At 70.9% G+C, this 24,687-nt stretch carries 23 protein-coding genes; 20 read left to right on the plus strand and 3 right to left on the minus strand.

Going from position 1 to position 24,687, the window contains the following annotated elements; translation table 11 throughout:
- Positions 1 to 25: 25 nt before the first annotated feature.
- Both ACIQJT_RS00840 and ACIQJT_RS00845 read left to right on the plus strand, forming a co-directional pair.
- Positions 26 to 631 carry a DUF308 domain-containing protein gene (locus ACIQJT_RS00840; protein ID WP_365454246.1) on the plus strand — a complete coding sequence of 202 codons (606 nt, stop codon included), beginning with the start codon at positions 26 to 28 and terminating at the stop codon, positions 629 to 631.
- Positions 632 to 757: 126 nt separating this feature from the next.
- Entirely contained in the window at positions 758 to 1,282 is a 525-nt protein-coding gene (locus ACIQJT_RS00845; RefSeq protein ID WP_053849007.1) for an ATP-binding protein, read from the plus strand.
- A 15-nt stretch (positions 1,283 to 1,297) separates the two neighbouring features.
- On the opposite strand, the gene idi is transcribed toward ACIQJT_RS00845, so the two are convergent.
- The 3 genes from idi to galE all read right to left on the minus strand — a co-directional run bounded on the left by idi (position 1,298) and on the right by galE (position 4,134).
- Positions 1,298 to 1,891, minus strand: coding sequence for an isopentenyl-diphosphate Delta-isomerase (idi, locus tag ACIQJT_RS00850; protein ID WP_053849008.1), 594 nt, complete (start codon positions 1,889 to 1,891; stop codon positions 1,298 to 1,300).
- Between the two features lie 186 nt (positions 1,892 to 2,077).
- Entirely contained in the window at positions 2,078 to 3,013 is a 936-nt protein-coding gene (locus ACIQJT_RS00855) for a cation diffusion facilitator family transporter (RefSeq protein ID WP_402638750.1), read from the minus strand.
- Positions 3,014 to 3,165: 152 nt separating this feature from the next.
- Positions 3,166 to 4,134: a UDP-glucose 4-epimerase GalE gene (galE, locus tag ACIQJT_RS00860; RefSeq protein ID WP_365454249.1), complete on the minus strand. Its 969-nt coding sequence runs from the start codon at positions 4,132 to 4,134 to the stop codon at positions 3,166 to 3,168.
- 277 nt (positions 4,135 to 4,411) lie between these two features.
- Here galE and ACIQJT_RS00865 point away from each other — a divergent pair, with 277 nt between their 5' ends.
- From ACIQJT_RS00865 to ACIQJT_RS00950, 18 genes are all read left to right on the plus strand, one after another.
- Complete coding sequence (locus ACIQJT_RS00865; protein WP_402638752.1) at positions 4,412 to 6,220, plus strand: DUF5941 domain-containing protein; 1,809 nt, start codon at positions 4,412 to 4,414, stop codon at positions 6,218 to 6,220.
- Positions 6,217 to 6,969, plus strand: coding sequence for a phosphocholine cytidylyltransferase family protein (locus ACIQJT_RS00870; RefSeq protein WP_365454255.1), 753 nt, complete (start codon positions 6,217 to 6,219; stop codon positions 6,967 to 6,969). The genes ACIQJT_RS00865 and ACIQJT_RS00870 overlap by 4 nt, the downstream gene beginning before the upstream one ends.
- Positions 6,957 to 8,018: an iron-containing alcohol dehydrogenase family protein gene (locus tag ACIQJT_RS00875; RefSeq protein ID WP_402638754.1), complete on the plus strand. Its 1,062-nt coding sequence runs from the start codon at positions 6,957 to 6,959 to the stop codon at positions 8,016 to 8,018. The genes ACIQJT_RS00870 and ACIQJT_RS00875 overlap by 13 nt, the downstream gene beginning before the upstream one ends.
- Positions 7,996 to 8,775: a CDP-alcohol phosphatidyltransferase family protein gene (locus ACIQJT_RS00880; RefSeq protein ID WP_078959916.1), complete on the plus strand. Its 780-nt coding sequence runs from the start codon at positions 7,996 to 7,998 to the stop codon at positions 8,773 to 8,775. The genes ACIQJT_RS00875 and ACIQJT_RS00880 overlap by 23 nt, the downstream gene beginning before the upstream one ends.
- The gene (locus ACIQJT_RS00885) at positions 8,772 to 9,656 is read left to right on the plus strand and encodes a glycosyltransferase (protein WP_365454259.1); all 885 of its coding nucleotides are present in this window, start codon (positions 8,772 to 8,774) and stop codon (positions 9,654 to 9,656) included. The genes ACIQJT_RS00880 and ACIQJT_RS00885 overlap by 4 nt, the downstream gene beginning before the upstream one ends.
- 106 nt (positions 9,657 to 9,762) lie before the next feature.
- On the plus strand, positions 9,763 to 10,692 hold the full coding sequence (locus ACIQJT_RS00890; RefSeq protein WP_365454262.1) for an ABC transporter permease: 930 nt from the start codon (positions 9,763 to 9,765) through the stop codon (positions 10,690 to 10,692).
- Positions 10,685 to 11,464 (plus strand): ABC transporter ATP-binding protein, encoded by a 780-nt coding sequence (locus tag ACIQJT_RS00895; RefSeq protein WP_365454266.1) that lies wholly within the window; start codon positions 10,685 to 10,687, stop codon positions 11,462 to 11,464. The genes ACIQJT_RS00890 and ACIQJT_RS00895 overlap by 8 nt, the downstream gene beginning before the upstream one ends.
- Positions 11,465 to 11,851: 387 nt before the next feature.
- The gene (gene hpnC, locus ACIQJT_RS00900; RefSeq protein WP_402638758.1) at positions 11,852 to 12,754 is read left to right on the plus strand and encodes a squalene synthase HpnC; all 903 of its coding nucleotides are present in this window, start codon (positions 11,852 to 11,854) and stop codon (positions 12,752 to 12,754) included.
- The gene (gene hpnD / locus ACIQJT_RS00905) at positions 12,751 to 13,701 is read left to right on the plus strand and encodes a presqualene diphosphate synthase HpnD (RefSeq protein WP_365454271.1); all 951 of its coding nucleotides are present in this window, start codon (positions 12,751 to 12,753) and stop codon (positions 13,699 to 13,701) included. Before hpnC ends, hpnD begins: the two co-directional genes overlap by 4 nt.
- Complete coding sequence (locus ACIQJT_RS00910) at positions 13,701 to 13,850, plus strand: DUF6380 family protein (RefSeq protein ID WP_402638761.1); 150 nt, start codon at positions 13,701 to 13,703, stop codon at positions 13,848 to 13,850. Before hpnD ends, ACIQJT_RS00910 begins: the two co-directional genes overlap by 1 nt.
- On the plus strand, positions 13,847 to 15,241 hold the full coding sequence (hpnE, locus tag ACIQJT_RS00915) for a hydroxysqualene dehydroxylase HpnE (protein WP_402638763.1): 1,395 nt from the start codon (positions 13,847 to 13,849) through the stop codon (positions 15,239 to 15,241). Before ACIQJT_RS00910 ends, hpnE begins: the two co-directional genes overlap by 4 nt.
- Positions 15,242 to 15,312: 71 nt before the next feature.
- A complete protein-coding gene (locus ACIQJT_RS00920) occupies positions 15,313 to 16,377 on the plus strand; it encodes a polyprenyl synthetase family protein (RefSeq protein ID WP_402640031.1) in 1,065 nt (354 codons plus the stop codon).
- A 121-nt stretch (positions 16,378 to 16,498) separates the two neighbouring features.
- Complete coding sequence (shc, locus tag ACIQJT_RS00925) at positions 16,499 to 18,490, plus strand: squalene--hopene cyclase (RefSeq protein ID WP_365454279.1); 1,992 nt, start codon at positions 16,499 to 16,501, stop codon at positions 18,488 to 18,490.
- On the plus strand, positions 18,490 to 19,131 hold the full coding sequence (locus ACIQJT_RS00930) for a 1-hydroxy-2-methyl-2-butenyl 4-diphosphate reductase (RefSeq protein ID WP_365454282.1): 642 nt from the start codon (positions 18,490 to 18,492) through the stop codon (positions 19,129 to 19,131). The genes shc and ACIQJT_RS00930 overlap by 1 nt, the downstream gene beginning before the upstream one ends.
- A gap of 5 nt (positions 19,132 to 19,136) precedes the next feature.
- Positions 19,137 to 20,159: an adenosyl-hopene transferase HpnH gene (gene hpnH, locus ACIQJT_RS00935; RefSeq protein ID WP_280848174.1), complete on the plus strand. Its 1,023-nt coding sequence runs from the start codon at positions 19,137 to 19,139 to the stop codon at positions 20,157 to 20,159.
- Positions 20,160 to 20,163: 4 nt separating this feature from the next.
- On the plus strand, positions 20,164 to 21,321 hold the full coding sequence (ispG, locus tag ACIQJT_RS00940; RefSeq protein WP_365454285.1) for a flavodoxin-dependent (E)-4-hydroxy-3-methylbut-2-enyl-diphosphate synthase: 1,158 nt from the start codon (positions 20,164 to 20,166) through the stop codon (positions 21,319 to 21,321).
- 27 nt (positions 21,322 to 21,348) lie between these two features.
- Positions 21,349 to 23,250, plus strand: coding sequence for a 1-deoxy-D-xylulose-5-phosphate synthase (dxs, locus tag ACIQJT_RS00945; protein ID WP_402638768.1), 1,902 nt, complete (start codon positions 21,349 to 21,351; stop codon positions 23,248 to 23,250).
- On the plus strand, positions 23,247 to 24,632 hold the full coding sequence (locus ACIQJT_RS00950) for an aspartate aminotransferase family protein (protein ID WP_365454291.1): 1,386 nt from the start codon (positions 23,247 to 23,249) through the stop codon (positions 24,630 to 24,632). The genes dxs and ACIQJT_RS00950 overlap by 4 nt, the downstream gene beginning before the upstream one ends.
- Positions 24,633 to 24,687 lie beyond the last annotated feature (55 nt).

Consider the following 24,687-nt stretch of genomic DNA (forward strand, 5'->3'; position numbering starts at 1 on the left):
GGTCCGCAGTGCGAGGAGGCCCCGCATGGCAGTGAACAAGGCGGAGAACCCGGAGACGGCGAAGCTGAGCCGCGGTTTCGGCTGGCTCGCGGCGCTCGGCGTGGTCCTGGTGATCGCCGGACTGGTCGGGCTGGTCTACACCGGGGTGGCCACGCTGACCTCGATGATCCTGTTCGGCTGGCTCCTGCTGATCGGCGGCGTGGTCGGACTGCTGCACGCGGTCCAGGCCCGGGACTCCAACTTCTTCTGGCTCGGTGTCGTGGTCGCCGCCCTGAACATCGCGGCCGGTGTCGTCGTCATCGTGCGGCCGGAGGCTGCGGCAGCGGCACTGACCATGTTCGCCGCGCTGCTCTTCCTGACCGGAGGGGTGTTCCGGCTGGCCGGCAGCCTGGTGGTGCGGGGACCGCAGTTCGGCTGGACGCTCGTGCAGGGCGCCTTCGGACTGCTGCTGGGCATCCTGGTGCTGGCCTCCTGGCCGAGCAGCAGCAAGTACGTGATCGGCTGCTTCTTCTCGCTCGGCCTGCTCTTCGACGGCCTCGGGCTCGTCGCCACCGGCTTCGGCGGACGCAAGATCGTCGGGATGGTCACCGAACAGCAAGAAGCCGCCGCCAAGCCGACACCCTCCGAATAGTTCCGTGCGAATCCGGTCAGGGGCGCTCGATATGCGCTGACTTCTGTTCAGGCATCCGGACCGGAGCGAGCCGCTGCCAACACTCGACCTGTGGTGACAATCGAGCGCAAGGGTGGCGACCGAGGAATGGACGACCAGGGGCGCGGGTCGGACCCTCGCCCGCCGGACAGCGGAGAGGACCCCTTCCAACCGCCTCCCCTCGGCCCGGGCACACCGGACCCGCTGCCGTACGAGGGCGTGTGGCGGTTCACCGCCCCCGCCGTCGACGCCTCGGTCCCGCAGGCGCGGCACGCCGTGCGGGACCTGCTGCACCGCCAGGGAGTGCCCGTCTCGGACGACCTCGTCCAGGGCCTCCTGCTGATCGTCTCCGAGCTCGTCACGAACGCCGTCCGGCACGCGGCCCTGCTCTCGCCGATGCTCGCCGTGGAGGTGGCCGTGGGCGCGGAGTGGGTGCGGGTCTCCGTGGAGGACAACCACCCCTACCGGCCGACCGCCCTGGAGGCCGCGCACAGTGAGACCGGGGGCCGGGGACTGCTGCTGGTGCGGGAGATCACCCGGGAGGCGGGCGGCGTCTGCGACGTCGAGCACACGGCCGGCGGCGGCAAGGTGATCTGGGCCGCCCTGCCGCTCAAGTCCGTGCGCGTGTCCTGAGCGCCCGCGCGCTCCTCACCAGCCGGCGGACGGGCCCGTCAGCTCCCTGACCGCGGGACGGGCCGCGTCCAGCACCGTCATGAACCACGCGGAGAAGGGGTCCTTCGCGTGCCGCTCCGCCAGCTCGGCCGGGGTCACGAAGGCGGTCGTGGCGACCTCCTCCGGGTCCGGGCCGAGCGGGGCCTGCACCATGCCGACGAACAGGTGGTTGTACTCCTGCTCGACCAGGCCCGAGTCCGGGTCCGGGTGGTTGTAGCGGACCGTGCCCGCCTCGGCGAGCAGCGACGGGGAGACCCCCAGCTCCTCGTACGTGCGCCGGGCCGCCGCGGCGAAGGGCGCCTCGCCCGGGTAGGGGTGGCCGCAGCACGTGTTGGACCACACGCCGGGGGAGTGGTACTTGCCCAGCGCGCGCTGCTGGAGGAGCAGCCGGCCCCGTTCGTCGAAGAGGAACACCGAGAAGGCGCGGTGGAGCTGGCCCGGCGGCTGGTGGGCGGCGAGCTTCTCCGCGGTGCCGATCGTCACACCGTGCTCGTCGACCAGTTCCAGCAGGATCGCGTTCGCGGCGCCGTTCGACGGAGTGTGCGTCGTGGTGGCAGGTGTGGTCGGCATACCCATCCTTCACATCGGTCTTCGCGCCCCAAGTGTGCCGCACCGATCCGGCACTCCCGGCAGTTGTCGTGCCCGGCGCGGCGGGCGGGGAACCGCTCGGGGCGGGGCTGTGCGATGGAGGACGCGAAGGTGCGCCGGATCGCTGCATTCCGTCGGAACAGGCGTTTCATGCACCGTACACGTGTGTCAGTGGCACAGGTGCGCCTCGTGCTCCGCGTGCCCGACCGGCTCCAGCTGGAAGGTGCAGTGCTCCACGTCGAAGTGGTCGCCGAGGCAGTTCTGGAGCTCGTGCAGCATCTTCTCGTGGCCGATGGCGCTGAGCACGTCGGAGCGCACCACCACGTGCGCCGACAGGACCGGCATGCCCGAGGTGATCGTCCAGGCGTGCAGGTCGTGCACGTCCTCCACGCCGTCCAGGGCCAGGATGTGGGTCCGCACCTCCGCCATGTCGACGTCCTTGGGCGCCGCCTCCAGCAGGACGTCGAGGGTCTCGCGCAGCAGCTTGACGGTGCGCGGCACGATCATCAGGCCGATGACGAGCGAGGCGATCGGGTCGGCGGCCTGCCAGCCCGTGGTCAGGATCACCACCGCCGAGATCAGCACCGCGAGCGAACCCAGCGCGTCGGCCGCGACCTCCAGGAAGGCCCCTCGCACGTTCAGGCTCTCCTTCTGGCCGCGCATCAGCAGGGTCAGCGAGACCATGTTCGCCACCAGGCCGATCGCACCGAACACAATGGTCAGCCCGCCCTCGGTGCCGACCGGCGTGACGAACCGCTGGATCGCCTCGTACAGGACGTAACCGCCGACCCCGAGCAGCAGCAGGCAGTTCGCGAGGGCGGCGAGGATCTCGGCGCGGGCGTACCCGAAGGTGCGGTTGCCGGTCGCCGGGCGGCCGGCGAAGTGGATGGCGAGCAGGGCCATGCCGAGGCCGAGCGCGTCCGTGGCCATGTGCGCCGCGTCGGCCACCAGGGCGAGGGAGTCGGCGACGACCCCGCCGACGATCTCGACCACCATGACGGTGAGCGTGATCCACAGGGCCACCCGCAGCCTGCCGACGTACGCGGCGGTCGCCGTGCCGCCGGGCGGCGCGTGCGTGTGCCCGTGATCGTGCCCTGCCCCCATGGAAGCCGCCTCCGTCGCGTCGATCCCGAACATCCCGTCCGGGATCACAGTCAACTACGGGTGGGGGGTACCCGGCAACGCGGCACTGAACACCGTTGTCATGTGCCCTGACCTGCGGAAACGAAACGCAGGTCAGGGCGGCCCCGACGGGTTCAGCCGTGGTGCAGCAGCCATCCGCGCCAGGCGGACTCGATCATCTCGCGCACCCCCCGGCGGGCGCTCCAGCCGAGCGTCTCGGCGGCCCGGGCGGCCGAGGCCACCGAGACGGGGGCGTCCCCCGGGCGCCGGGGCTCCACGACCGCGGGCCGTCGGTCTCCGGTCACCTCTCCGATCACCGTGACCATCTCGCGCACGGAGACGCCCTCGCCGCGACCGATGTTGACCGTCAGGTCCCCGCGCCGGTCGCCGTCGGACAGCCGCCGGGCCGCCGCGAGGTGCGCCTCGGCGAGATCGGACACATGGATGTAGTCACGGATGCAGGTGCCGTCCGGGGTCGGGTAGTCGTCCCCGAAGATCCGCGGGGCCTCGTCGCGGGTGAGACGGTCGAAGACCATGGGCACGATGTTGAAGACACCGGTGTCCGCGAGCTCCGGCGCCGCCGCCCCGGCCACGTTGAAGTAGCGCAGGCACACGGTGGAGATCCCGTGCGCCTGTCCGGCCGCCCGCACCAGCCACTCCCCGGCGAGCTTCGTCTCGCCGTACGGGTTCACGGGGGCGCAGGGCGTCTCCTCCGTGATCAGGCCCACATCGGGGTTGCCGTAGACGGCCGCCGAGGAGGAGAACAGGAAGCGTTCGATCCCGGCCTCCGCGACCGCCTCCAGGAGGGTCGCGAGACCGCCGACGTTCTCCTGGTAGTAGCGGGTGGGCTGCGCCACCGACTCGGCGACCTGCTTGCGCGCCGCGAGGTGCACCACACCCGTCACCGCGTGCTCGGCCAGCACCCGCTTCAGCAGTCCGCCGTCCAGCGAGGAGCCGCGGACCAGCGGCACGTCGGCGGGCAGCCGCGCGGGCACCCCCGCCGAGAGGTCGTCCAGGACGAGCACCCGTTCCCCGGCCCCCGTCATGGCCCGCGCCACATGCGCCCCTATGTACCCGGCACCGCCGGTGATCAGCCACGTCATGGTCGTCCACCCTATGCCGACGCTCCCGGAGCCTGGCGATGTCCCGGATGTCCGCTCTGCGGAGGGCGGTTTGTGGGCGGGGGCCGTGATCACCCATGATGATCGCGGCAAAGGCCGGGGGAGTCGCTGTCGATCGGCCCGTTAACGGGCGGTGAACGCAGCCTTCTTGGCATCCGATAGCCTCTGCCGACATGCCGCCCGCCTGGTCCAGCCAAGGGGCGCCCCCATCGTGCACATGACCGGCGCCCGCGCGCCGGCACCCAGGGAGTGAGTTCGGTTGTCGACCGCCATCCTCACCGGTCAGCCGGTCCCCGGATCGTCGATCGAGGGTGATCTGCGGTCCCTCGGCTTCGACGTGCAGGTCGCCGCGGACGCCGCCGACGCCGAGCGGCTGGTCGCCGAGGCGCCCTGCGACCAGCGCGTCGCCCTCGTCGACGCCCGGTTCGTCGGCCACGTGCACGCGCTGCGCCTCGGCCTCACCGACCCCCGCTTCTCCCTCGCCGCCGTACCCGGAGCCGTCACCGCGCAGCCCGACGGCCGCGCGACCCTGACCCGGGCACTGGCCCGCGAGAACTCCGCGGGCGGCGGCACGGCCCTCGCAGTGGACAGCCTCCCCGACCGCATCGTCACCGCGCTGGCCGACGACGGCGCCGAGGTGCACCGCCCCGAGCTCGGCAGCCTGGTCGCCGCCGTCCCCGCCGACCCCCAGGCCCGCAACGAGGCACGGCAGGCCGTCGCGGACGTCGACGACGAGGCCGTACGCCTCAAGTCCGCCGTGAAGTCCCGGGACGGCTTCTTCACCACGCACTTCATCAGCCCCTACTCCCGCTACATCGCCCGCTGGTGCGCCCGCCGCGGCCTGACCCCGAACCAGGTCACCACGGCGTCCCTGATCACCGCGCTCGTCGCGGCGGCCTGCGCGGGCACCGGCACCCGGGGCGGCTTCGTCGCCGCGGGCGTCCTGCTCATCGCGTCCTTCGTCCTGGACTGCACCGACGGCCAGCTCGCCCGCTACTCCCTGCAGTACTCCACCCTCGGCGCCTGGCTCGACGCCACCTTCGACCGGGCCAAGGAGTACGCCTACTACGCCGGCCTCGCCCTGGGAGCGGCCCGCGGCGGCGATGACGTCTGGGCCCTCGCGCTCGGCGCGATGGTCCTCCAGACCTGCCGGCACGTCGTCGACTTCTCCTTCAACGAGGCGAACCACGACGCCACCGCCAACACCAGCCCCACGGCGGCCCTCTCGGACAAGCTCGACAGCGTCGGCTGGACGGTGTGGGTGCGGCGGATGATCGTCCTGCCCATCGGGGAGCGCTGGGCGATGATCGCGGTGCTGACCGCGCTGACGACTCCGCGGATCACCTTCTACGCCCTGCTCGTCGGGTGCGCCTTCGCGGCGACGTACACCACGGCGGGGCGGGTGCTGCGCTCGCTGACCCGCAAGGCCCGGCGGACCGACCGGGCCGCGCAGGCGCTCGCGGACCTCGCCGACTCCGGCCCGCTCGCGCAGGGTGTCGCGGGCGTCCTCAGGGCTCCCGCGCGCCGCCTGCCCGGCTTCGCCGCCCCCCTCGTGGCCCTGCTCGGCGGCCTCGTCCTCGTCGGCCTCGCCTGGCAGCCCGGCTTCGGTGGCCCCCTTGTCGTGGCCGGCGCCGTGATCTACGCCGTCACCTCGGGCCTCGCCGTCGCCCGTCCCCTCAAGGGCGCCCTCGACTGGCTCGTCCCGCCCTTCTTCCGCGCCGCGGAGTACGGCACCGTCCTGCTGCTCGCGGCCGAAGCGGACGTGAACGGAGCGCTTCCCGCGGCTTTCGGCCTGGTGGCGGCCGTCGCCTACCATCACTACGACACGGTGTACCGCATCCGCGGCAACGCCGGAGCGCCCCCGGCCTGGCTGGTGCGCGCCGTCGGGGGGCACGAGGGGCGGACACTGCTCGTCACCGTCCTGGCCGCGCTGCTCACCGCTTCGCAGTTCACCGTCGCGCTCACGGTCCTGGCCGTGGCCGTGGCCCTGCTGGTGCTCGTCGAGAGCATCCGCTTCTGGGTGTCCGCAGGGGCGCCCGCCGTACACGACGAAGGAGAACCCGCATGATCGGCCTCGTGCTGGCGGCCGGCGCCGGACGCCGACTGCGCCCCTACACCGACAGCCTCCCCAAGGCTCTGGTGCCGGTGGGCCCCGCGGGCATAGAGGGCGAACCGACGGTCCTGGACCTCACCCTCGGCAACTTCGCCGAGATCGGTCTGACCGAGGTCGCGGTCATCGTCGGCTACCGCAAGGAGGCCGTGTACGAGCGCAAGGCGGCCCTGGAGGCGAAGTACGGCCTCAAGCTCACCCTCATCGACAACGACAAGGCCGAGGAGTGGAACAACGCCTACTCCCTGTGGTGCGGCCGTGACGCCCTCAAGGACGGCGTGATCCTCGCCAACGGCGACACCGTGCACCCGGTCTCCGTCGAGAAGACGCTGCTCGCCGCCCGGGGCGAGGGCAAGCGGATCATCCTCGCCCTGGACACGGTGAAGAACCTCGCAGACGAGGAGATGAAGGTCGTCGTCGACGCCGAGCGCGGCATGACGAAGATCACCAAGCTGATGGACCCCGCCGAGGCCACCGGTGAGTACATCGGCGTCACCCTCATCGAGGGCGACGCCGCCCCCGAACTGGCCGACGCGCTGAAAACGGTCTGGGAGACCGACCCGCAACAGTTCTACGAGCACGGCTACCAGGAGCTCGTGAACCGCGGCTTCCGTATCGACGTCGCGCCGATCGGCGACGTCCCGTGGGTGGAGATCGACAACCACGACGACCTCGCCCGTGGACGGGAGATCGCGTGCCGGTACTGACAAGGCTGATCCCCTCGCCGGTCGTCGTGGACATCCGCCCGGGTGCCCTCGACGACCTGGCGTGCGTGCTCGCCGACGAGCGGATCTCGCACTCGGGCAAGCTGGCCGTCGCGGTCAGCGGCGGCTCGGGCGCGAGGCTGCGCGAGCGGCTCGAGCCCTCCCTGCCCGGGGCCACCTGGTACGAGGTCGGCGGCGGCACCCTCGACGACGCGATCCGGCTGGCCGGCGACATGAAGGCCGGTCACTACGACGCGGTCGTCGGACTGGGCGGTGGCAAGATCATCGACTGCGCCAAGTTCGCCGCCGCACGCGTCGGCCTGCCCCTGGTCGCCGTACCGACCAACCTCGCGCACGACGGCTTGTGCTCGCCCGTCGCGACCCTCGACAACGACGCGGGCCGCGGCTCCTACGGCGTGCCCAACCCGATAGCGGCCGTCATCGACCTGGACGTCATCCGCGAGGCCCCGGTGCGCTTCGTGCGCGCGGGCATCGGTGACGCGGTCTCCAACATCAACGCGATCGCCGACTGGGAGCTGGCGAACCGCGTCAAGGGCGAGAAGATCGACGGACTCGCCGCCGCCATGGCCCGCCAGGCCGGCGAGGCGGTGCTCCGGCACCCGGGCGGGGTCGGGGACAACGACTTCCTCCAGGTGCTCGCCGAGGCCCTGGTCCTCACCGGCGTCGCGATGTCGATCTCCGGCGACTCGCGGCCCGCGTCCGGCTCCTGCCACGAGATCAACCACGCGTTCGACCTGCTCTACCCCAAGCGTTCTGCCGCCCACGGCGAGCAGTGCGGCCTGGGCGCGGCCTTCGCGATGTACCTGCGCGGAGCCCACGAGGAAGCGGCCTACATGGCCGAGGTCCTGCGCCGGCACGGACTTCCGGTACTGCCGGAGGAGATCGGCTTCACGCCCGCGGAGTTCGTGCGCGCCGTGGAGTTCGCCCCGCAGACCCGTCCCGGCCGCTACACCATCCTCGAACACCTCGACCTCAAGACCGACCAGATCAAGGACATCTACGCCGACTATGTCAAGGCCATCGGTAGCTGAACTCCGTCCGGTCGTCCACCCCGCTGGGGTCAAGGACCGGCGCAGCGGTGAGCACTGGATGGGACGCCTCTACATGCGTGAGGTGTCCCTGCGGGTGGACCGCTACCTGGTGAACACCAGGGTCACGCCCAACCAGCTCACGTACCTGATGACCGTCTTCGGTGTCCTCGCGGCCCCGGCACTGCTGGTGCCGGGGATCCCGGGCGCCGTGCTCGGCGTGGTGTGCGTCCAGATGTACCTGCTCCTCGACTGCGTCGACGGCGAGATCGCGCGCTGGAAGAAGCAGTACTCGCTCAACGGCGTCTACCTCGACCGCGTCGGCGCGTACCTGACCGACGCGGCCGTCCTGACCGGCTTCGGTCTGCGCGCCGCCGACCTGTTCGGCAGCGGCCGCATCGACTGGCTGTGGGCCTTCCTCGGCACGCTCGCCGCCCTCGGCGCGATCCTCATCAAGGCGGAGACCGACCTGGTCGGTGTCGCCCGGCACCAGGCCGGCAAGCCGCCGGTGCAGGAGTCGGCCGCCGAGATGCGCTCCTCCGGCATGGCGCTGGCCCGCAAGGCCGCCTCCCTGCTCAAGTTCCACCGGCTGATCCTCGGCATCGAGGCGTCGCTGCTGATCCTGGTCCTCGCGATCGTGGACCAGGTGCGCGACGACCTGTTCTTCTCGCGGCTCGGCGTCGCGGTGCTCGCCGGCATCGCCCTGCTCCAGACGCTGCTGCACCTCGTGTCCATCCTCGCCTCCAGCAGGCTGAAGTGAGCCGCGGCATGAAGGTCGGCGCGGTCGTCATCACCATGGGCAACCGCCCCGAGGAGCTGCGTGCCCTGCTCGACTCGGTCGCCAAGCAGGACGGCGACCCGGTCGAGGTGGTCGTCGTCGGCAACGGCTCGCCCGTCCCGGACGTCCCCGCGGGCGTGCGCACCGTCGAGCTGCCGGAGAACCTCGGCATCCCCGGCGGCCGCAACGTCGGCATCGAGGCCTTCGGCCCCAGCGGTCGAGATGTCGACATACTGCTTTTCCTCGACGACGACGGTCTCCTGCCGAACCACGACACCGCCGAACTGTGCCGGCAGGCCTTCGCCGCCGACCCGAGGCTCGGCATCGTCAGCTTCCGCATCGCCGACCCCGAAACCGGCGTCACCCAGCGCCGGCACGTCCCCCGGCTGCGCGCCTCCGACCCGATGCGCTCCTCCCGGGTCACCACCTTCCTCGGCGGCGCCAACGCCGTACGCACCCAGGTCTTCGCCGAAGTCGGCGGCCTCCCGGACGAGTTCTTCTACGCCCACGAGGAAACCGACCTGGCATGGCGGGCCCTCGACGCGGGCTGGATGATCGACTACCGGTCCGACATGGTGCTGTACCACCCGACGACCGCGCCCTCGCGGCACGCGGTCTACCACCGCATGGTCGCCCGCAACCGCGTCTGGCTCGCCCGCCGCAACCTGCCCGCGCTGCTCGTCCCGGTCTACCTCGGTGTCTGGATGCTGCTCACCCTCGTGCGCCGCCCCTCACGGCCCGCCCTCAAGGCGTGGTTCGCCGGTTTCCGGGAAGGCTGGAGCACGCCGTGCGGACCGCGCAGGCCCATGAAGTGGCGTACCGTCTGGCGCCTGACCCGACTGGGCCGGCCCCCGGTGATCTGACAAGCTCGTTCCCGAGAGCGGCCGGGCCGCACCGCGGCCCACGCTCGTGCCCTGCCCGCCCAGGCCGCGCATCCCGAAGCATCCCGAAGAGGAAAGCTATCCACCAGTGAGTGAGACAACGCACGACGGCACGGTCGCGCTGAGCGCGCCCGCGTCGCCCGACGAGGGCCTCACGGCGGCACAGCTCGCCGACCGGTACGGCCTGTCCGTGAGCGGTGCCAGGCCCTCGCTCGTCGACTACGTCCGCCAGCTCTGGGACCGGCGCCACTTCATCCTCGCGTTCTCGCGGGCGAAGCTGACCGCCCAGTACAGCCAGGCCAAGCTCGGCCAGCTCTGGCAGGTGGCGACGCCGCTGCTCAACGCGGGCGTGTACTTCTTCATCTTCGGCGTCATCCTCAACGCCAGCCGGGGCATGTCGAAGGACGTGTACATCCCGTTCCTGGTCACGGGTGTCTTCGTGTTCACCTTCACGCAGAGCTCCGTGATGGCGGGTGTGCGCGCCATCTCCGGCAACCTCGGCCTGGTCCGCGCGCTGCACTTCCCGCGGGCGTCCCTGCCGATCTCCTTCGCGCTCCAGCAGCTCCAGCAACTGCTCTTCTCGATGATCGTGCTGTTCGCCGTGGCGGTCGGCTTCGGCCACTACCCGGACCTGTCCTGGGCGCTGATCGTCCCGGTGCTGATCCTGCAGTTCCTCTTCAACACCGGCCTGGCGCTGATCATGGCCCGCGCGGGCGCCAAGACGCCCGACCTGGCGCAGCTCATGCCGTTCGTGATGCGCACCTGGATGTACGCGTCCGGCGTGATGTTCTCCATCCCGATCATGCTGGCCGACAAGCCGCAGTGGCTCGCCACGGTGCTCCAGTGGAACCCGGCGGCCATCTACATGGACCTCATGCGCTTCGCCCTGATCGACGAGTACGGCGCCGAGAACCTGCCCGACCACGTCTGGGCGGCCGCGGGCGGCTGGGCCGCGCTCTTCGCGCTGGGCGGCTTCGTGTACTTCTGGAAGGCGGAGGAAAGGTACGGCCGTGGCTGAGGACACCAGGGACGGACGCACCCCCACCGTCATCGCGGACGAGCTGCACATCGTCTACCGCGTCAACGGCGCCAAGACCGGCAAGGGCAGCGCGACCGCCGCGCTGAGCCGCATCCTCAAGCGCGGGGAGGAGCGGGGCGTGCGCAAGGTGCACGCCGTCAAGGGCGTCTCCTTCGTCGCCTACAAGGGTGAGGCGATCGGCCTGATCGGCTCCAACGGCTCCGGCAAGTCGACCCTCCTGCGCGCCATCGCCGGGCTGCTGCCCGCCGAGAGCGGCCGCGTCTACACCCACGGCCAGCCCTCCCTGCTCGGCGTCAACGCGGCCCTGATGAACGACCTGACCGGCGAGCGCAACGTCATCCTCGGCGGCCTCGCCATGGGCATGTCCCGCGAGCAGATCAAGGAGCGCTACCAGGAGATCGTCGACTTCTCCGGGATCAACGAGAAGGGCGACTTCATCACTCTCCCGATGCGCACCTACTCCTCCGGCATGGCGGCGCGTCTGCGCTTCTCCATCGCGGCCGCCAAGGACCACGACGTCCTCATGATCGACGAGGCCCTCGCCACCGGCGACCGCAAGTTCCAGAAGCGCTCCGAGGAACGCATCCGGGAGCTGCGCAAGGAGGCCGGCACGGTGTTCCTCGTCAGTCACAACAACAAGTCGATCCGTGACACCTGCAACCGCGTCCTGTGGCTGGAGCGCGGCGAGCTGCGCATGGACGGCCCGACCGACGAGGTCATCAAGGAGTACGAGAAGTTCACGGGCAAGTAGTCCACCCCGCCCCGGACGAAGAACACCTCTCCGCTCGATCGGGCCCCGCCGGAACTGTTCCGGCGGGGCCACACGTCTGCAAAGGAAGCGTCAACTTCGGCGCCCCTTAGGAATCTTGGGGCCAATCGGTGTGTTGTTGTGATGTGCAGGACACCCCGACGATCCTTGCCGCGTTGTACAACGTAAGCTGTACCGGTGCCCAATCGCGGCAAGTGGGGCGATAATGCGCGACTCCCGATCACTGGGACGCCGCGCGGAGGGCTGGGCGGCGTGTCCGAAATAGTGCGTATTGGGTCGGCGGTGTAGAACGGGAGATGTGACGGCGATGGCTACGGAAACTCCCCAGCTCAACGCAGCACGTGCCGTCCCCGCCCCGGGCAGGCAGCGATGACGGAGACCGGCACGACGCGCCCCGGAGCGACGGAGCGCGGAACGCTCGACAAGGCCGCGGCGGAGAACTTCCCCGTGGCTCCCTTCTTCCTGCCCAAGGACTGGCGCACCGACCTGATGGCGGTCTACGGCTTCGCGCGCCTCGTCGACGACATCGGCGACGGCGACCTGGCCCCCGGCGGCGCCGACGCTCGCCTGCTCGGCGTGCCGCCCGAGGAGGCCGAGGACCGGCTGGTCCTGCTGGACGCCTTCGAGGCCGACCTGCACCGCGTCTTCTCCGGCGAGCCCCGCCACCCCCTGCTGCGCCGCCTCCGGCCCACGGTCCGCCGCCGCTCCCTCACCCCCGAGCCCTTCCTCGGCCTGATCGCCGCCAACCGCCAGGACCAGCTCGTCACCCGCTACGAGACCTACGACGACCTGCTCGCCTACTGCGAGCTGTCCGCCAACCCCGTCGGCCGTCTCGTGCTCGCCGTCACCGGCACCTCGACCCCCGAACGGATCCGTCTCTCGGACGCGATCTGCACGGCCCTCCAGATCGTCGAGCACCTCCAGGACGTCGCCGAGGACCTCGGCCGCGACCGGATCTATCTGCCCGCCGCGGACATGAAGCGCTTTCATGTCCAGGAGGCGGACCTCGCCGTGAAAACCGCGGGCGCATCGGTGCGCGCTCTGGTTGCATACGAGGCACAACGCGCCCGCGAACTCCTGAATGAAGGCGCCCCCCTGGTGGGTAGCGTCCACGGCAGGCTGAAGCTGCTGCTCGCAGGGTTCGTGGCGGGGGGAAGGGCGGCGCTCCGCGCGATCTCCGCCGCCGAACACGACGTACTTCCCGGCCCGCCCAAGCCCGGCAAGCTCCAGTTGCTGCGCGAGGTGGGCGTCACTCTGCGAGGAGAGGGGTGATCCGGACGGTGGAGGCACCACCACACGCGTCCGCGCCGGTACTCGCCGCCTACAGCTACTGCGAGGCCGTGACCGGACAGCAGGCCCGTAACTTCGCGTACGGCATCAGGCTGCTGCCGACGTCCAAGCGGCGTGCGATGTCGGCGCTCTACGCGTTCTCGCGGCGCGTCGACGACATCGGCGACGGCGCGCTGGCGGCCGACGTCAAGGCGGCGAGACTCGAGGACACCCGGGCGATGCTGGCCCGGGTGCGGGAGGGCTCGGTCGACGAGGACGACACCGATCCGGTGGCCGTCGCCCTCGCCCATGCCGCCGAGACCTTCCCGATCCCGCTGGGCGGCCTGGACGAGCTGATCGACGGCGTCCTGATGGACGTACGCGGCGAGACCTACGAGACCTGGGACGACCTGAAGGTCTACTGCCGCTGTGTCGCGGGCGCCATCGGGCGGCTCTCGCTCGGCGTGTTCGGCACCGAACCCGGGGCGCGCGCCGCCGAACGCGCGCCGGAGTACGCCGACACGCTCGGTCTCGCGCTCCAGCTCACCAACATCCTCAGAGACATCCGTGAGGACGCCGAGGGCGGACGCGTCTACCTGCCCGCCGACGACCTCGCCAAATTCGGCTGCTCGGCCGGCTTCACGGGGCCGAAACCGCCGGAGGGCGCCGACTTCGCGGGCCTCGTGCACTTCGAAGTGCGACGGGCCCGCGCCCTTTTCGCCGAGGGCTACCGGCTGCTCCCCATGCTCGACCGGCGCAGCGGCGCCTGTGTCGCCGCCATGGCCGGCATCTACCGCCGACTGCTCGACCGCATCGAGCGCGACCCGGAGGCGGTGCTGCGCGGGCGCGTCTCACTGCCCGGCCGGGAGAAGGCGTACGTCGCCGTCCGCGGTCTGTCCGGCCTGGACACCCGGCACGTGACGCGGCGTGCCGTCAGGAGGCGTGCCTGATGGATGACGTGGACAATTCGGTCCAAAGTGATGCCGCCGGAAAAGAACGGCACGCAACCCTCCGCTCGACGACGGCGTCCCTGACTGCGACGACCGGCCGTGCACCGTTCGAGCACCACGGCGTCCGGGCAGGGGAGGGGGTGCGATGACCGACGGACAGCGGTCCGGACGGGACGCCGTCGTGATCGGCGGCGGGCTCGCCGGCATCACCGCCGCGCTCGCGCTCGCCGACGCCGGGGTCCGCGTCACCCTGCTCGAAGGCAGGCCGCGCCTGGGCGGACTCGCCTTCTCCTTCCAGCGCGGCGAACTGACCGTCGACAACGGACAGCACGTCTACCTGCGCTGCTGCACCGCCTACCGCTGGTTCCTCGACCGCATCGAGGGGACGGCGCTGGCGCCGTTGCAGGATCGTCTCGACGTGCCCGTGCTCGATGTGACCCGGCCCGAGGGCCGGCGGCTCGGCAGGCTGCGGCGCGACGCGCTGCCGGTGCCCCTGCACCTGGGACGCAGCCTCGCGACCTATCCGCACCTCTCACTCGCCGAGCGGGCCGGGGTGGGGCGTGCCGCGCTCGCGCTCAAGGGCCTCGACCTCGCCGATCCGAGCCTGGACGCACAGGACTTCGGCAGCTGGCTGACCGCGCACGGTCAGTCGGCGCGTGCCGTGGAGGCCCTGTGGGACCTGGTCGGGGTCGCCACCCTCAACGCGGTCGCGGGCGACGCCTCGCTGGGGCTCGCCGCGATGGTGTTCAAGACCGGTCTGCTGTCCGACCCGGGCGCCGCCGACATCGGCTGGGCCCATGTCCCGCTGGGTGAACTGCACGACCGGCTGGCCCGCAAGGCGCTCGACTCCGCGGGCGTGCGTACCGAGGTCCGTACACGCGTCACCTCCATCTCCACTGAGGACAACGGCACTTGGAGCGTCCAGGTTCCCGGGGAGACGCTCCGGGCCGACGCGGTCGTGCTTGCCGTGGCCCAGGGCGAGGCTGCCGACCTGCTGCCGGAGGGCGCGCTGGACACCCCGGAAAGACTCCGCGAGATCGGCACCGCGCCGATCCTCAACGTCCACGTGGTCTACGACCGCAAGGTGCTCGACAAGCCGTTCTTCGCGGCCCTCGGCACCCCCGTGCAGTGGGTCTTCGACCGCACCGCCGCCTCCGGGCTGCGCGAGGGCCAGTACCTCGCTCTGTCCCAGTCGGCCGCGCACGAGGAGATCGACGAGCCGGTGGCCGAGCTGCGCCGCCGCTACCTGCCCGAGCTGGAGCGGCTGCTGCCGCTCGCCCGTGGCGCCGAGGTGAAGGACTTCTTCGTGACCCGGGAGCGCACGGCCACCTTCGCTCCCGCCCCCGGTGTCGGACGGCTGCGGCCCGGCGCCCGTACGAAAGCCCCCGGCCTCTATCTGGCCGGCGCGTGGACCGCCACAGGGTGGCCCGCGACCATGGAGAGTGCGGTCCGCAGCGGTGTGAGTGCGGCGGACGCCGCTCTCGCCGCCCTGGGCCGGCCCCGCCCCGCCCGTCTCTTCGAGTTCGAGGAGGCCGCGTGATGCTCGACCAGCACGGCGTATCCGGCCCCAGCACCTCCGGTACCGCAACAAGAGGAGAGACTGTGCCCACTGTGCCCCCGGCCGAGACGGCCGCTGCGAGGCCCGCGGTGGACGTGACCGCGCTCCTGGAGCGCGGCCGGACCCTGGCCACTCCGGTGCTGAAGGCGGCCGTGGACCGCCTCGCATCCCCGATGGACACCGTTTCCGCCTACCACTTCGGCTGGATCGACGCCCAGGGCAACCCGGCGGACGGGGACGGCGGCAAGGCCGTGCGACCCGCCCTCGCCGTCCTCTCCGCCGAGGTCACCGGCGCCGCGCCCGAGACCGGCATCCCCGGCGCGGTCGCCGTCGAACTGGTCCACAACTTCTCCCTGCTGCACGACGACCTGATGGACGGCGACGAGCAGCGCCGCCACCGCGACACCGTGTGGAAGGTGCACGGCCCCGCCCAGGCCATCCTGGTCGGCGACGCCCTGTTCGCCCTGGCCAACGAGGTCCTCCTGGAGCTCGGCACCGTCGAGGCCGGCCGCGCCACCCGCCGGCTGACCGCCGCCACCCGCGCCCTGATCGACGGCCAGGCCCAGGACATCTCCTACGAACACCGCGACCGCGTCAGCGTCGAGGAGTGCCTGGAGATGGAGGGCAACAAGACCGGCGCCCTGCTCGCCTGCGCCTCCTCCATCGGCGCGGTGCTCGGCGGCGCGGACGACCGCACCGCCGACACCCTGGAGAAGTACGGCTACCACCTCGGCCTCGCCTTCCAGGCCGTCGACGACCTCCTCGGCATCTGGGGCGACCCGGTCTCCACCGGCAAGCAGACCTGGAGCGACCTGCGCCAGCGCAAGAAGTCCCTGCCGGTCGTGGCCGCGCTCGCGGCGGGTGGTGCCGCCTCCGAGCGGCTCGGCGAGATCCTCGCCGCCGACGCCAAGAGCAGCGACTTCGAGAACTTCTCCGAGGAGGAGTTCGCGGCCCGCGCCGCCCTCATCGAGGAGGCGGGCGGCCGCGAGTGGACGGCCGCGGAGGCCCGACGTCAGCACACCATCGCCATCGAAGCGCTGAACGCCGTCGACATGCCCGGCCCGGTGCGGGACAGGTTCACGGCGCTCGCCGACTTCGTCGTCGTACGAAAGAGATGATCACTATCGGTCGAATAGCCCTCGCGTAGTCGCCGGCCGGTGCTGCGAGGAAAGGACAGGCACCGGCCGACGGCGGACCCACAGCAGAGCACCACATTGCACACTGCACGAAGGGGAAGCCATGACAGCGACGACCGACGGAAGCACCGGGGCCCTGCCGCCCCGCGCTGCCGCGGCCAGCGAAACCCGTCTCGAGACCCCCGTGGCGGCCGGGATACAAGAAGCCGCCGTGCGTGCCGTCCAGCGCGCCACCGACCACCTGCTCGCCCGCCAGGACGCCGAGGGCTGGTGGAAGGGCGACCTCGAGACCAACGTCACGATGGACGCCGAGGACCTGCTGCTCCGCCAGTTCCTCGGCATCCGCGACGAGTCGACCACCCGCGCCGCCGCCAAGTTCATCCGCGGCGAGCAGCGCGAGGACGGCACCTGGGCCAGCTTCTACGGCGGGCCCGGCGAACTCTCCACCACCGTCGAGGCGTACGTCGCCCTCCGCCTGGACGGCGACGCTCCGGACGCCCCGCACATGGCGAAGGCCGCCGCCTGGATCCGCGCCCAGGGCGGTATCGCCGCCGCCCGGGTGTTCACCCGTATCTGGCTCGCCCTGTTCGGCTGGTGGAAGTGGGAGGACCTGCCCGAACTCCCGCCGGAGCTCATCTACTTCCCCAAGTGGGTCCCGCTCAACATCTACGACTTCGGCTGCTGGGCCCGCCAGACCATCGTCCCGCTGACGATCGTCTCCGCGAAGCGCCCGGTGCGTCCCGCGCCCTTCCCGCTCGACGAGCTGCACACCGACCCGGCCGACCCGAACCCGGCCAAGCCGCTGGCCCCGGTGGCGAGTTGGGACGGCGCCTTCCAGCGGCTCGACAAGGCGCTGCACCAGCTGCGCAAGGTCGCCCCGCGCAGACTGCGCAGAGCCGCCATGAACAGCGCGGCCCGCTGGATCATCGAGCGGCAGGAGAACGACGGCTGCTGGGGCGGCATCCAGCCCCCGGCCGTGTACTCGGTGATCGCCCTGCACCTGCTCGGCTACGACCTCCAGCACCCGGTCATGCGGGCCGGTCTGGAGTCGCTGGACCGGTTCGCCATCTGGCGCGAGGACGGGTCCCGGATGATCGAGGCCTGCCAGTCGCCGGTGTGGGACACCTGCCTCGCCACCATCGCGCTCGCCGACGCGGGCGTGCCCGCCGACCACCCGCAGCTGGTGAAGGCCGCGGACTGGATGCTCGGCGAGGAGATCGTGCGGCCCGGTGACTGGGCGGTCAAGCGGCCCCAACTTCCCCCGGGCGGCTGGGCGTTCGAGTTCCACAACGACAACTACCCCGACATCGACGACACCGCCGAGGTCGTCCTCGCCCTGCGCCGGGTCCGGCACCACGACCCCGAGCGGGTGGAGAAGGCCATCGGGCGCGGGGTGCGCTGGAACCTCGGGATGCAGTCGAAGAACGGGGCCTGGGGCGCCTTCGACGTCGACAACACCAGTCCGTTCCCCAACCGGCTGCCGTTCTGCGACTTCGGCGAGGTCATCGACCCGCCGTCCGCCGACGTCACCGCCCACGTGGTGGAGATGCTGGCCGTCGAGGGGCTCGCCCACGACCCGCGCACCCGGCGCGGCATCGAGTGGCTGCTGGCCGAACAGGAGCCGGACGGCTCGTGGTTCGGACGCTGGGGCGTCAACTACATCTACGGCACCGGCTCGGTGGTGCCCGCGCTGACGGCCGCCGGACTGCCCGCCTCGCACCCGGCGATCCGGCGGGCGGTGGCCTGGCTGGAGAAGGTGCAGAACGACGACGGCGGCTGGGGCGAGGACCTGCGCTCCTACAAGTACGTCAAGGAGTGGAGCGGTCGCGGCGCCTCCACCGCCTCGCAGACGGCCTGGGCGCTGATGGCGCTGCTGGCCGCGGGGGAGAGGGACTCCAAGGCCGTCGAGCGCGGCATCGAGTGGCTCGCGAGCACCCAGCGCGAGGACGGCTCCTGGGACGAGCCCTACTTCACCGGCACCGGCTTCCCCTGGGACTTCTCCATCAACTACCACCTCTACCGGCAGGTCTTCCCGCTCACCGCCCTGGGCCGCTACGTCCACGGAGAACCGTTCTCCCGGACCGAGGCCCTCTGATGAGCACCCAGCCCGCCACCGCCCCGCTGCTGATCGCCTGCGCGCTCGGCATCGAGCACCTCGCCCTGCGCACCGGCGAGCGCGGCGGGGCCGGCGGGCCGGTCACCCTGCTCAGGACGGGCATGGGCCCCAGGGCGGCGGAACGGTCCGTCACCCGGCGCCTGGCCGACCCCGCCCTCGCCGGGGCCGCCGTACTGGCCACCGGCTTCTGCGCGGGGCTCGCCCCCGGGATGCACCCCGGCGACCTGGTCGTCGCCGAGGAGACCCGGGACCCGGACGGAACCGTTCCGTGCGCGGAGACCGACCTGCTCGTCAAGGAGCTGGTACGGGCCGTGCCGGGACGCACCGTGCACACCGGACCCCTCACCGGATCCGATCACGTCGTCCGCGGTCAGGAGCGGTCGGCGCTGCTGGCCACCGGCGCGATCGCGGTCGACATGGAGTCCGCGGCCACGCTCCTGAGCGCCGTGCGCACGGGCGAGCGCCCGGTTGCGGCCGTCCGGGTGGTCGTGGACGCTCCACAACATGAACTCGTCCGGATCGGCACGGTACGCGGTGGAATATCAGCCTTCCGTGTTCTTCGTTCCGTCCTTCCCGCTTTCTATGAATGGCACCGTTCCTTGCTGCTCCCCAGGAGGTGAGCCAGATGGCCATGCCACTGCGCCAGTCCATCAAGGTCGCTACGTACTTGGCCGAACAGAAGCTCCGCAAGCGGGACAAGTTCCCGTTGATCGTGGAGCTCGAGCCCCTCTTCGCGTGCAACCTCAAGTGCGAGGGCTGCGGCAAGATCCAGCATCCCGCGGGGGTGTTGAAGCAGCGCATGCCGGTCGCGCAGGCCGTCGGAGCGGTGCTGGAGTCCGGTGCGCCGATGGTGTCCATCGCCGGCGGTGAGCCGCTGATGCACCCTCAGATCGACGAGATCGTGCGGCAGTTGGTGGCGAAGAAGAAGTACGTCTTCCTCTGCACCAATGCCATGCTGCTGCGCAAGAAGATGGACAAGTTCACGCCCTCGCCCTATTTCGCCTTCGCCGTGCACATCGACGGGCTGCGTGAGCGGCACGACGAGTCCGTTGCCAAGGAGGGCGTGTTCGACGAGGCGGTGGAGGCGATCAAGGAGGCCAAGCGGCGCGGCTTCCGGGTCACCACCAACTCGACCTTCTTCAACACCGACACCCCGCAGACCATCATCGAGGTGCTCAACTTCCTCAACGACGACCTCCAGGTCGACGAGATGATGATCTCGCCCGCCTACGCCTACGAGAAGGCACCCGACCAGGAGCACTTCCTGGGCGTGGAACAGACCCGCGAGCTGTTCAAGAAGGCCTTCGCGGGCGGCAACCGGCGCAAGTGGCGGCTCAACCACTCCCCGCTCTTCCTGGACTTCCTGGAGGGCAAGGTCGACTTCCCGTGCACGGCCTGGGCGATCCCCAACTACTCCCTGTTCGGCTGGCAGCGACCCTGCTACCTGATGAGCGACGGGTACGTGCCGACGTACCGCGAACTCATCGAGGAGACCGACTGGGACAAGTACGGCCGCGGCAAGGACCCGCGCTGCGCCAACTGCATGGCGCACTGCGGCTACGAGCCCACCGCCGTCCTCGCCACCATGGGCTCGCTGAAGGAGTCGCTGCGCGCCATGCGCGAGACGGTCTCCGGAAACCGCGAGTAGCGCCATGACCGCCATTCCCTTGGGCGTCCCCGAGGTACCGGTCCGGCCGATCGCCGAGCGGCGCGCGTCGCGGCAGATCATGGTCGGGCCGGTGGCGGTCGGGGGCGGGGCCCCGGTGTCGGTGCAGTCGATGACGACGACCCGTACGTCCGACATCGGCGCCACGCTCCAGCAGATCGCCGAACTCACCGCGTCCGGCTGCCAGATCGTCCGCGTCGCCTGCCCCACGCAGGACGACGCGGACGCCCTCGCGACGATCGCCCGCAAGTCGCAGATCCCGGTGATCGCGGACATCCACTTCCAGCCCAAGTATGTGTTCGCCGCCATCGAGGCCGGCTGTGCGGCGGTGCGCGTCAACCCCGGCAACATCAAGCAGTTCGACGACAAGGTCAAGGAGATCGCGCGGGCCGCGAAGGACCACGGCACGCCCATCCGGATCGGGGTCAACGCCGGGTCGCTCGACAGGCGGCTGCTCCAGAAGTACGGCAGGGCGACTCCGGAGGCGCTGGTCGAATCGGCGCTGTGGGAAGCCTCGTTGTTCGAGGAGCACGGCTTCCGGGACATCAAGATCTCCGTCAAGCACAACGACCCCGTGGTGATGGTGGCCGCCTACCAGCAGCTCGCCGAGCAGTGCGACTACCCGCTGCACCTGGGGGTCACCGAGGCAGGGCCCGCCTTCCAGGGAACGATCAAGTCGGCGGTGGCCTTCGGGGCACTGCTCAGCAGGGGCATCGGCGACACCATCCGGGTGTCCCTGTCCGCGCCGCCCGCCGAGGAGGTCAAGGTCGGCATCCAGATCCTGGAGTCGCTCGGGCTCAGGCAGCGGCGCCTGGAGATCGTCTCCTGCCCGTCCTGCGGGCGCGCGCAGGTGGACGTCTACAAGCTGGCGGACGAGGTCACCGCAGGTCTCGAAGGCATGGAAGTGCCCTTGCGGGTCGCGGTGATGGGGTGTGTGGTCAACGGTCCCGGCGAGGCGCGGGAGGCGGACCTGGGGGTCGCCTCCGGCAACGGCAAGGGGCAGATCTTCGTGAAGGGCCAGGTCGTCAAGACCGTCCCGGAGTCGAAGATCGTGGAGACCCTCATCGAGGAGGCGATGAAGATCGCCGAACAGATGGAGCAGGACGGCGTCGCGTCGGGGGAGCCGGCCGTCACCGTGAGTTGAACAGCACGGACCGAAGGGGGCCCGACCGTGACCATTCTGGAGAACATCCGGGGACCACGCGACCTGAAGGCGCTGTCCGAGTCGGATCTCGGTGAACTGGCCGAGGAGATCAGGGAGTTCCTGGTGCACGCCGTCGCCAGGACCGGCGGTCACCTCGGGCCCAACCTGGGGGTGGTGGAACTCTCCATCGCGCTCCACCGGGTCTTCGAGTCGCCGGTCGACCGCATCGTGTGGGACACCGGCCACCAGAGCTATGTGCACAAGATCCTGACGGGACGTCAGGACTTCTCCAAGCTGCGCTCCAAAGGCGGCCTGTCCGGCTATCCCTCGCGCGCGGAGTCCGCGCACGACATCGTGGAGAACAGCCACGCCTCCACCGCCCTCGGCTGGGCCGACGGGCTCGCCAAGGCCCGCCAGGTGCGGGGGGACAAGGGGCATGTGGTCGCGGTCATCGGCGACGGCGCGCTCACCGGCGGCATGGCCTGGGAGGCGCTGAACAACATCGCGGCCGCCAAGGACCGGCCGCTGATCATCGTCGTCAACGACAACGAACGGTCGTACTCGCCGACCATCGGCGGCCTCGCCAACCACCTGGCCACCCTGCGCACGACCGACGGCTACGAGAAGGTGCTGGCCTGGGGGAAGGACGTCCTCCTGAGGACCCCGGTGGTCGGCAACACCATCTACGAGTCCCTGCACGGCGCGAAGAAGGGCTTCAAGGACGCCTTCGCCCCGCAGGGCATGTTCGAGGACCTCGGGCTGAAGTACGTCGGCCCGATCGACGGACACGACATCGGGGCCGTCGAGTCGGCGCTGCGGCGCGCGAAGCGCTTCCACGGACCGGTGCTGGTCCACTGCCTCACCGAGAAGGGACGCGGTTACGAGCCCGCCCTCGCCCACGAGGAGGACCACTTCCACACCGTCGGGGTGATGGACCCCCTGACCTGCGAGCCCCTCACCCCGGCCAACGGGCCCTCCTGGACCTCGGTGTTCGGAGACGAGATCGCCGCGATCGGGGAGGAGCGGGAGGACGTCGTGGCGATCACGGCGGCCATGCTGCACCCCGTGGGGCTGGGGAAGTTCGCGGCGCGGTTCCCCGACCGGGTGTGGGACGTCGGCATCGCCGAGCAGCACGCGGCGGTCTCCGCGGCGGGCCTCGCCACGGGCGGGCTGCACCCCGTCGTCGCGGTGTACGCCACCTTCCTGAACCGGGCCTTCGACCAGCTCCTGATGGACGTCGCCCTGCACGGGTGCGGGGTCACCTTCGTCCTCGACCGGGCCGGGGTCACGGGGGTGGACGGGGCCTCCCACAACGGCATGTGGGACATGTCGATCCTCCAGGTCGTGCCCGGACTGAGGATCGCCGCGCCCCGGGACGCCGACCAGCTCCGGGCGCAACTGCGGGAGGCGGTCGCCGTGGACGACGCGCCGACCCTGGTGCGGTTCCCGAAGGAGTCGGTGGGTCCGGCGGTGCCGGCGGTCGACCGGGTGGGGGGCCTGGACGTCCTGCACCGGTCCCCGGGAGTGGCGGACGTCCTCCTGGTCGCCGTGGGCGTGATGGCGCCGGTCTGCCTCCAGGCCGCCGAACTGCTGGAGGCGCGCGGGATCAACTGCACGGTGGTGGACCCCCGTTGGGTCAAACCCGTCGACCCCGCGCTGCCGGGCCTCGCGGCGGAACACCGGCTGGTGGCCGTCGTCGAGGACAACAGCCGGGCCGCCGGCGTGGGCGCAGCGGTGGCCCTGGCCCTCGGGGACGCCGAAGTCGACGTGCCCGTACGGAGGTTCGGGATCCCGGAGCAGTTCCTCGCGCACGCCAAGCGGGGTGAGGTGCTCGCCGACATCGGTCTGACGCCGGTCGAGGTGGCGGGACGGATCAGCGCGAGCCTGGCCGTGAAGGCCCAGGCCGACGTCAAGGAGACAGCTGAATGACCACGGAGTTCGACCTCGGCAGACTCCTGGCCGAGCGCGGGGCCGAGCGCTACGAGCTGCACGGCAAGTACCTCAACCACCAGCTCCCGCGCATGCTGCACACCATCGGCTTCGACAAGGTCTACGAGCGCGGCGAGGGCGCCTACTTCTGGGACGAGGACGGCAACGACTACCTGGACATGCTCGCCGGGTTCGGGGTGATGGGCCTGGGACGCCACCACCCCGTCGTCCGCAAGGCCCTGCACGACGTCCTCGACGCCTCTCTCGCCGACCTCACCCGCTTCGACTGCCAGCCGCTGCCCGGGCTGCTGGCGGAGAAGCTGCTCACCCACAGCCCGCACCTGGACCGGGTGTTCTTCGGCAACAGCGGCACCGAAGCGGTGGAGACCGCGCTGAAGTTCGCCCGGTACGCCACCGGGAAACCCCGCGTCCTCTACTGCGACCACGCCTTCCACGGACTGACCACGGGCTCCCTGTCGGTCAACGGCGAGTCCGCCTTCCGGGACGGGTTCGCGCCGCTGCTGCCCGACACGGCCGTGCCTCTCGGCGATCTCGACGCCCTGGCCGCGGAGTTGCGGAAGGGCGACGTGGCCGCTCTGGTCGTCGAGCCGATCCAGGGCAAGGGCGTGCACGAGCCGCCGCCTGGATATCTGCGGTCCGCGCAGGAGCTGCTGCGCCGGCACAAGGCGCTGCTCATCGCCGACGAGGTGCAGACCGGGCTCGGCCGGACCGGGGACTTCTACGCCTACCAGCACGAGGACGGGGTCGAACCCGACCTGGTGTGCGTGGCCAAGGCGCTCTCCGGCGGCTATGTGCCGGTCGGCGCCACCCTCGGTAAGGACTGGATCTTCAAGAAGGTCTACTCGTCGATGGACCGGGTCCTGGTCCACTCGGCGAGCTTCGGGTCCAACGCCCAGGCGATGGCGGCCGGGCTCGCCGTCCTGTCGGTCATGGAGAACGAGCAGATCGTCGCGAACGCCCGCGCCACCGGTGACCTGCTCAGGTCTAGGCTCACGGAACTGATCGACAAGTACGAGCTGCTCGCCGACGTGCGCGGCCGGGGCCTGATGATCGGCATCGAGTTCGGCAGGCCGAAGTCGCTGAAGCTGCGCAGCCGCTGGACCATGCTCCAGGCCGCGCGCAAGGGCCTGTTCGCGCAGATGGTCGTCGTCCCGCTGCTCCAGCGGCACCGGATCCTCACCCAGGTCTCCGGCGACCACCTGGAGGTCATCAAGCTGATCCCGCCCCTGGTCATCGGGGAGAAGGAAGTGGACCGGTTCGTCGACGCCTTCACGGACGTCATGGACGACGCCCACAGCGGAGGCGGGCTGATGTGGGACTTCGGCAAGACGCTGGTGAAGCAGGCGGTGGCCAACCGGTGACCGCCCCCTCGTCGGGCTTTTGCCTCTGAGGCAATGAATTTGCCGCAGAGGCAAT

Origin of the sequence: Streptomyces sp. NPDC091972 (assembly GCF_044756385.1) — a bacterium.
Taxonomy (GTDB): domain Bacteria; phylum Actinomycetota; class Actinomycetes; order Streptomycetales; family Streptomycetaceae; genus Streptomyces.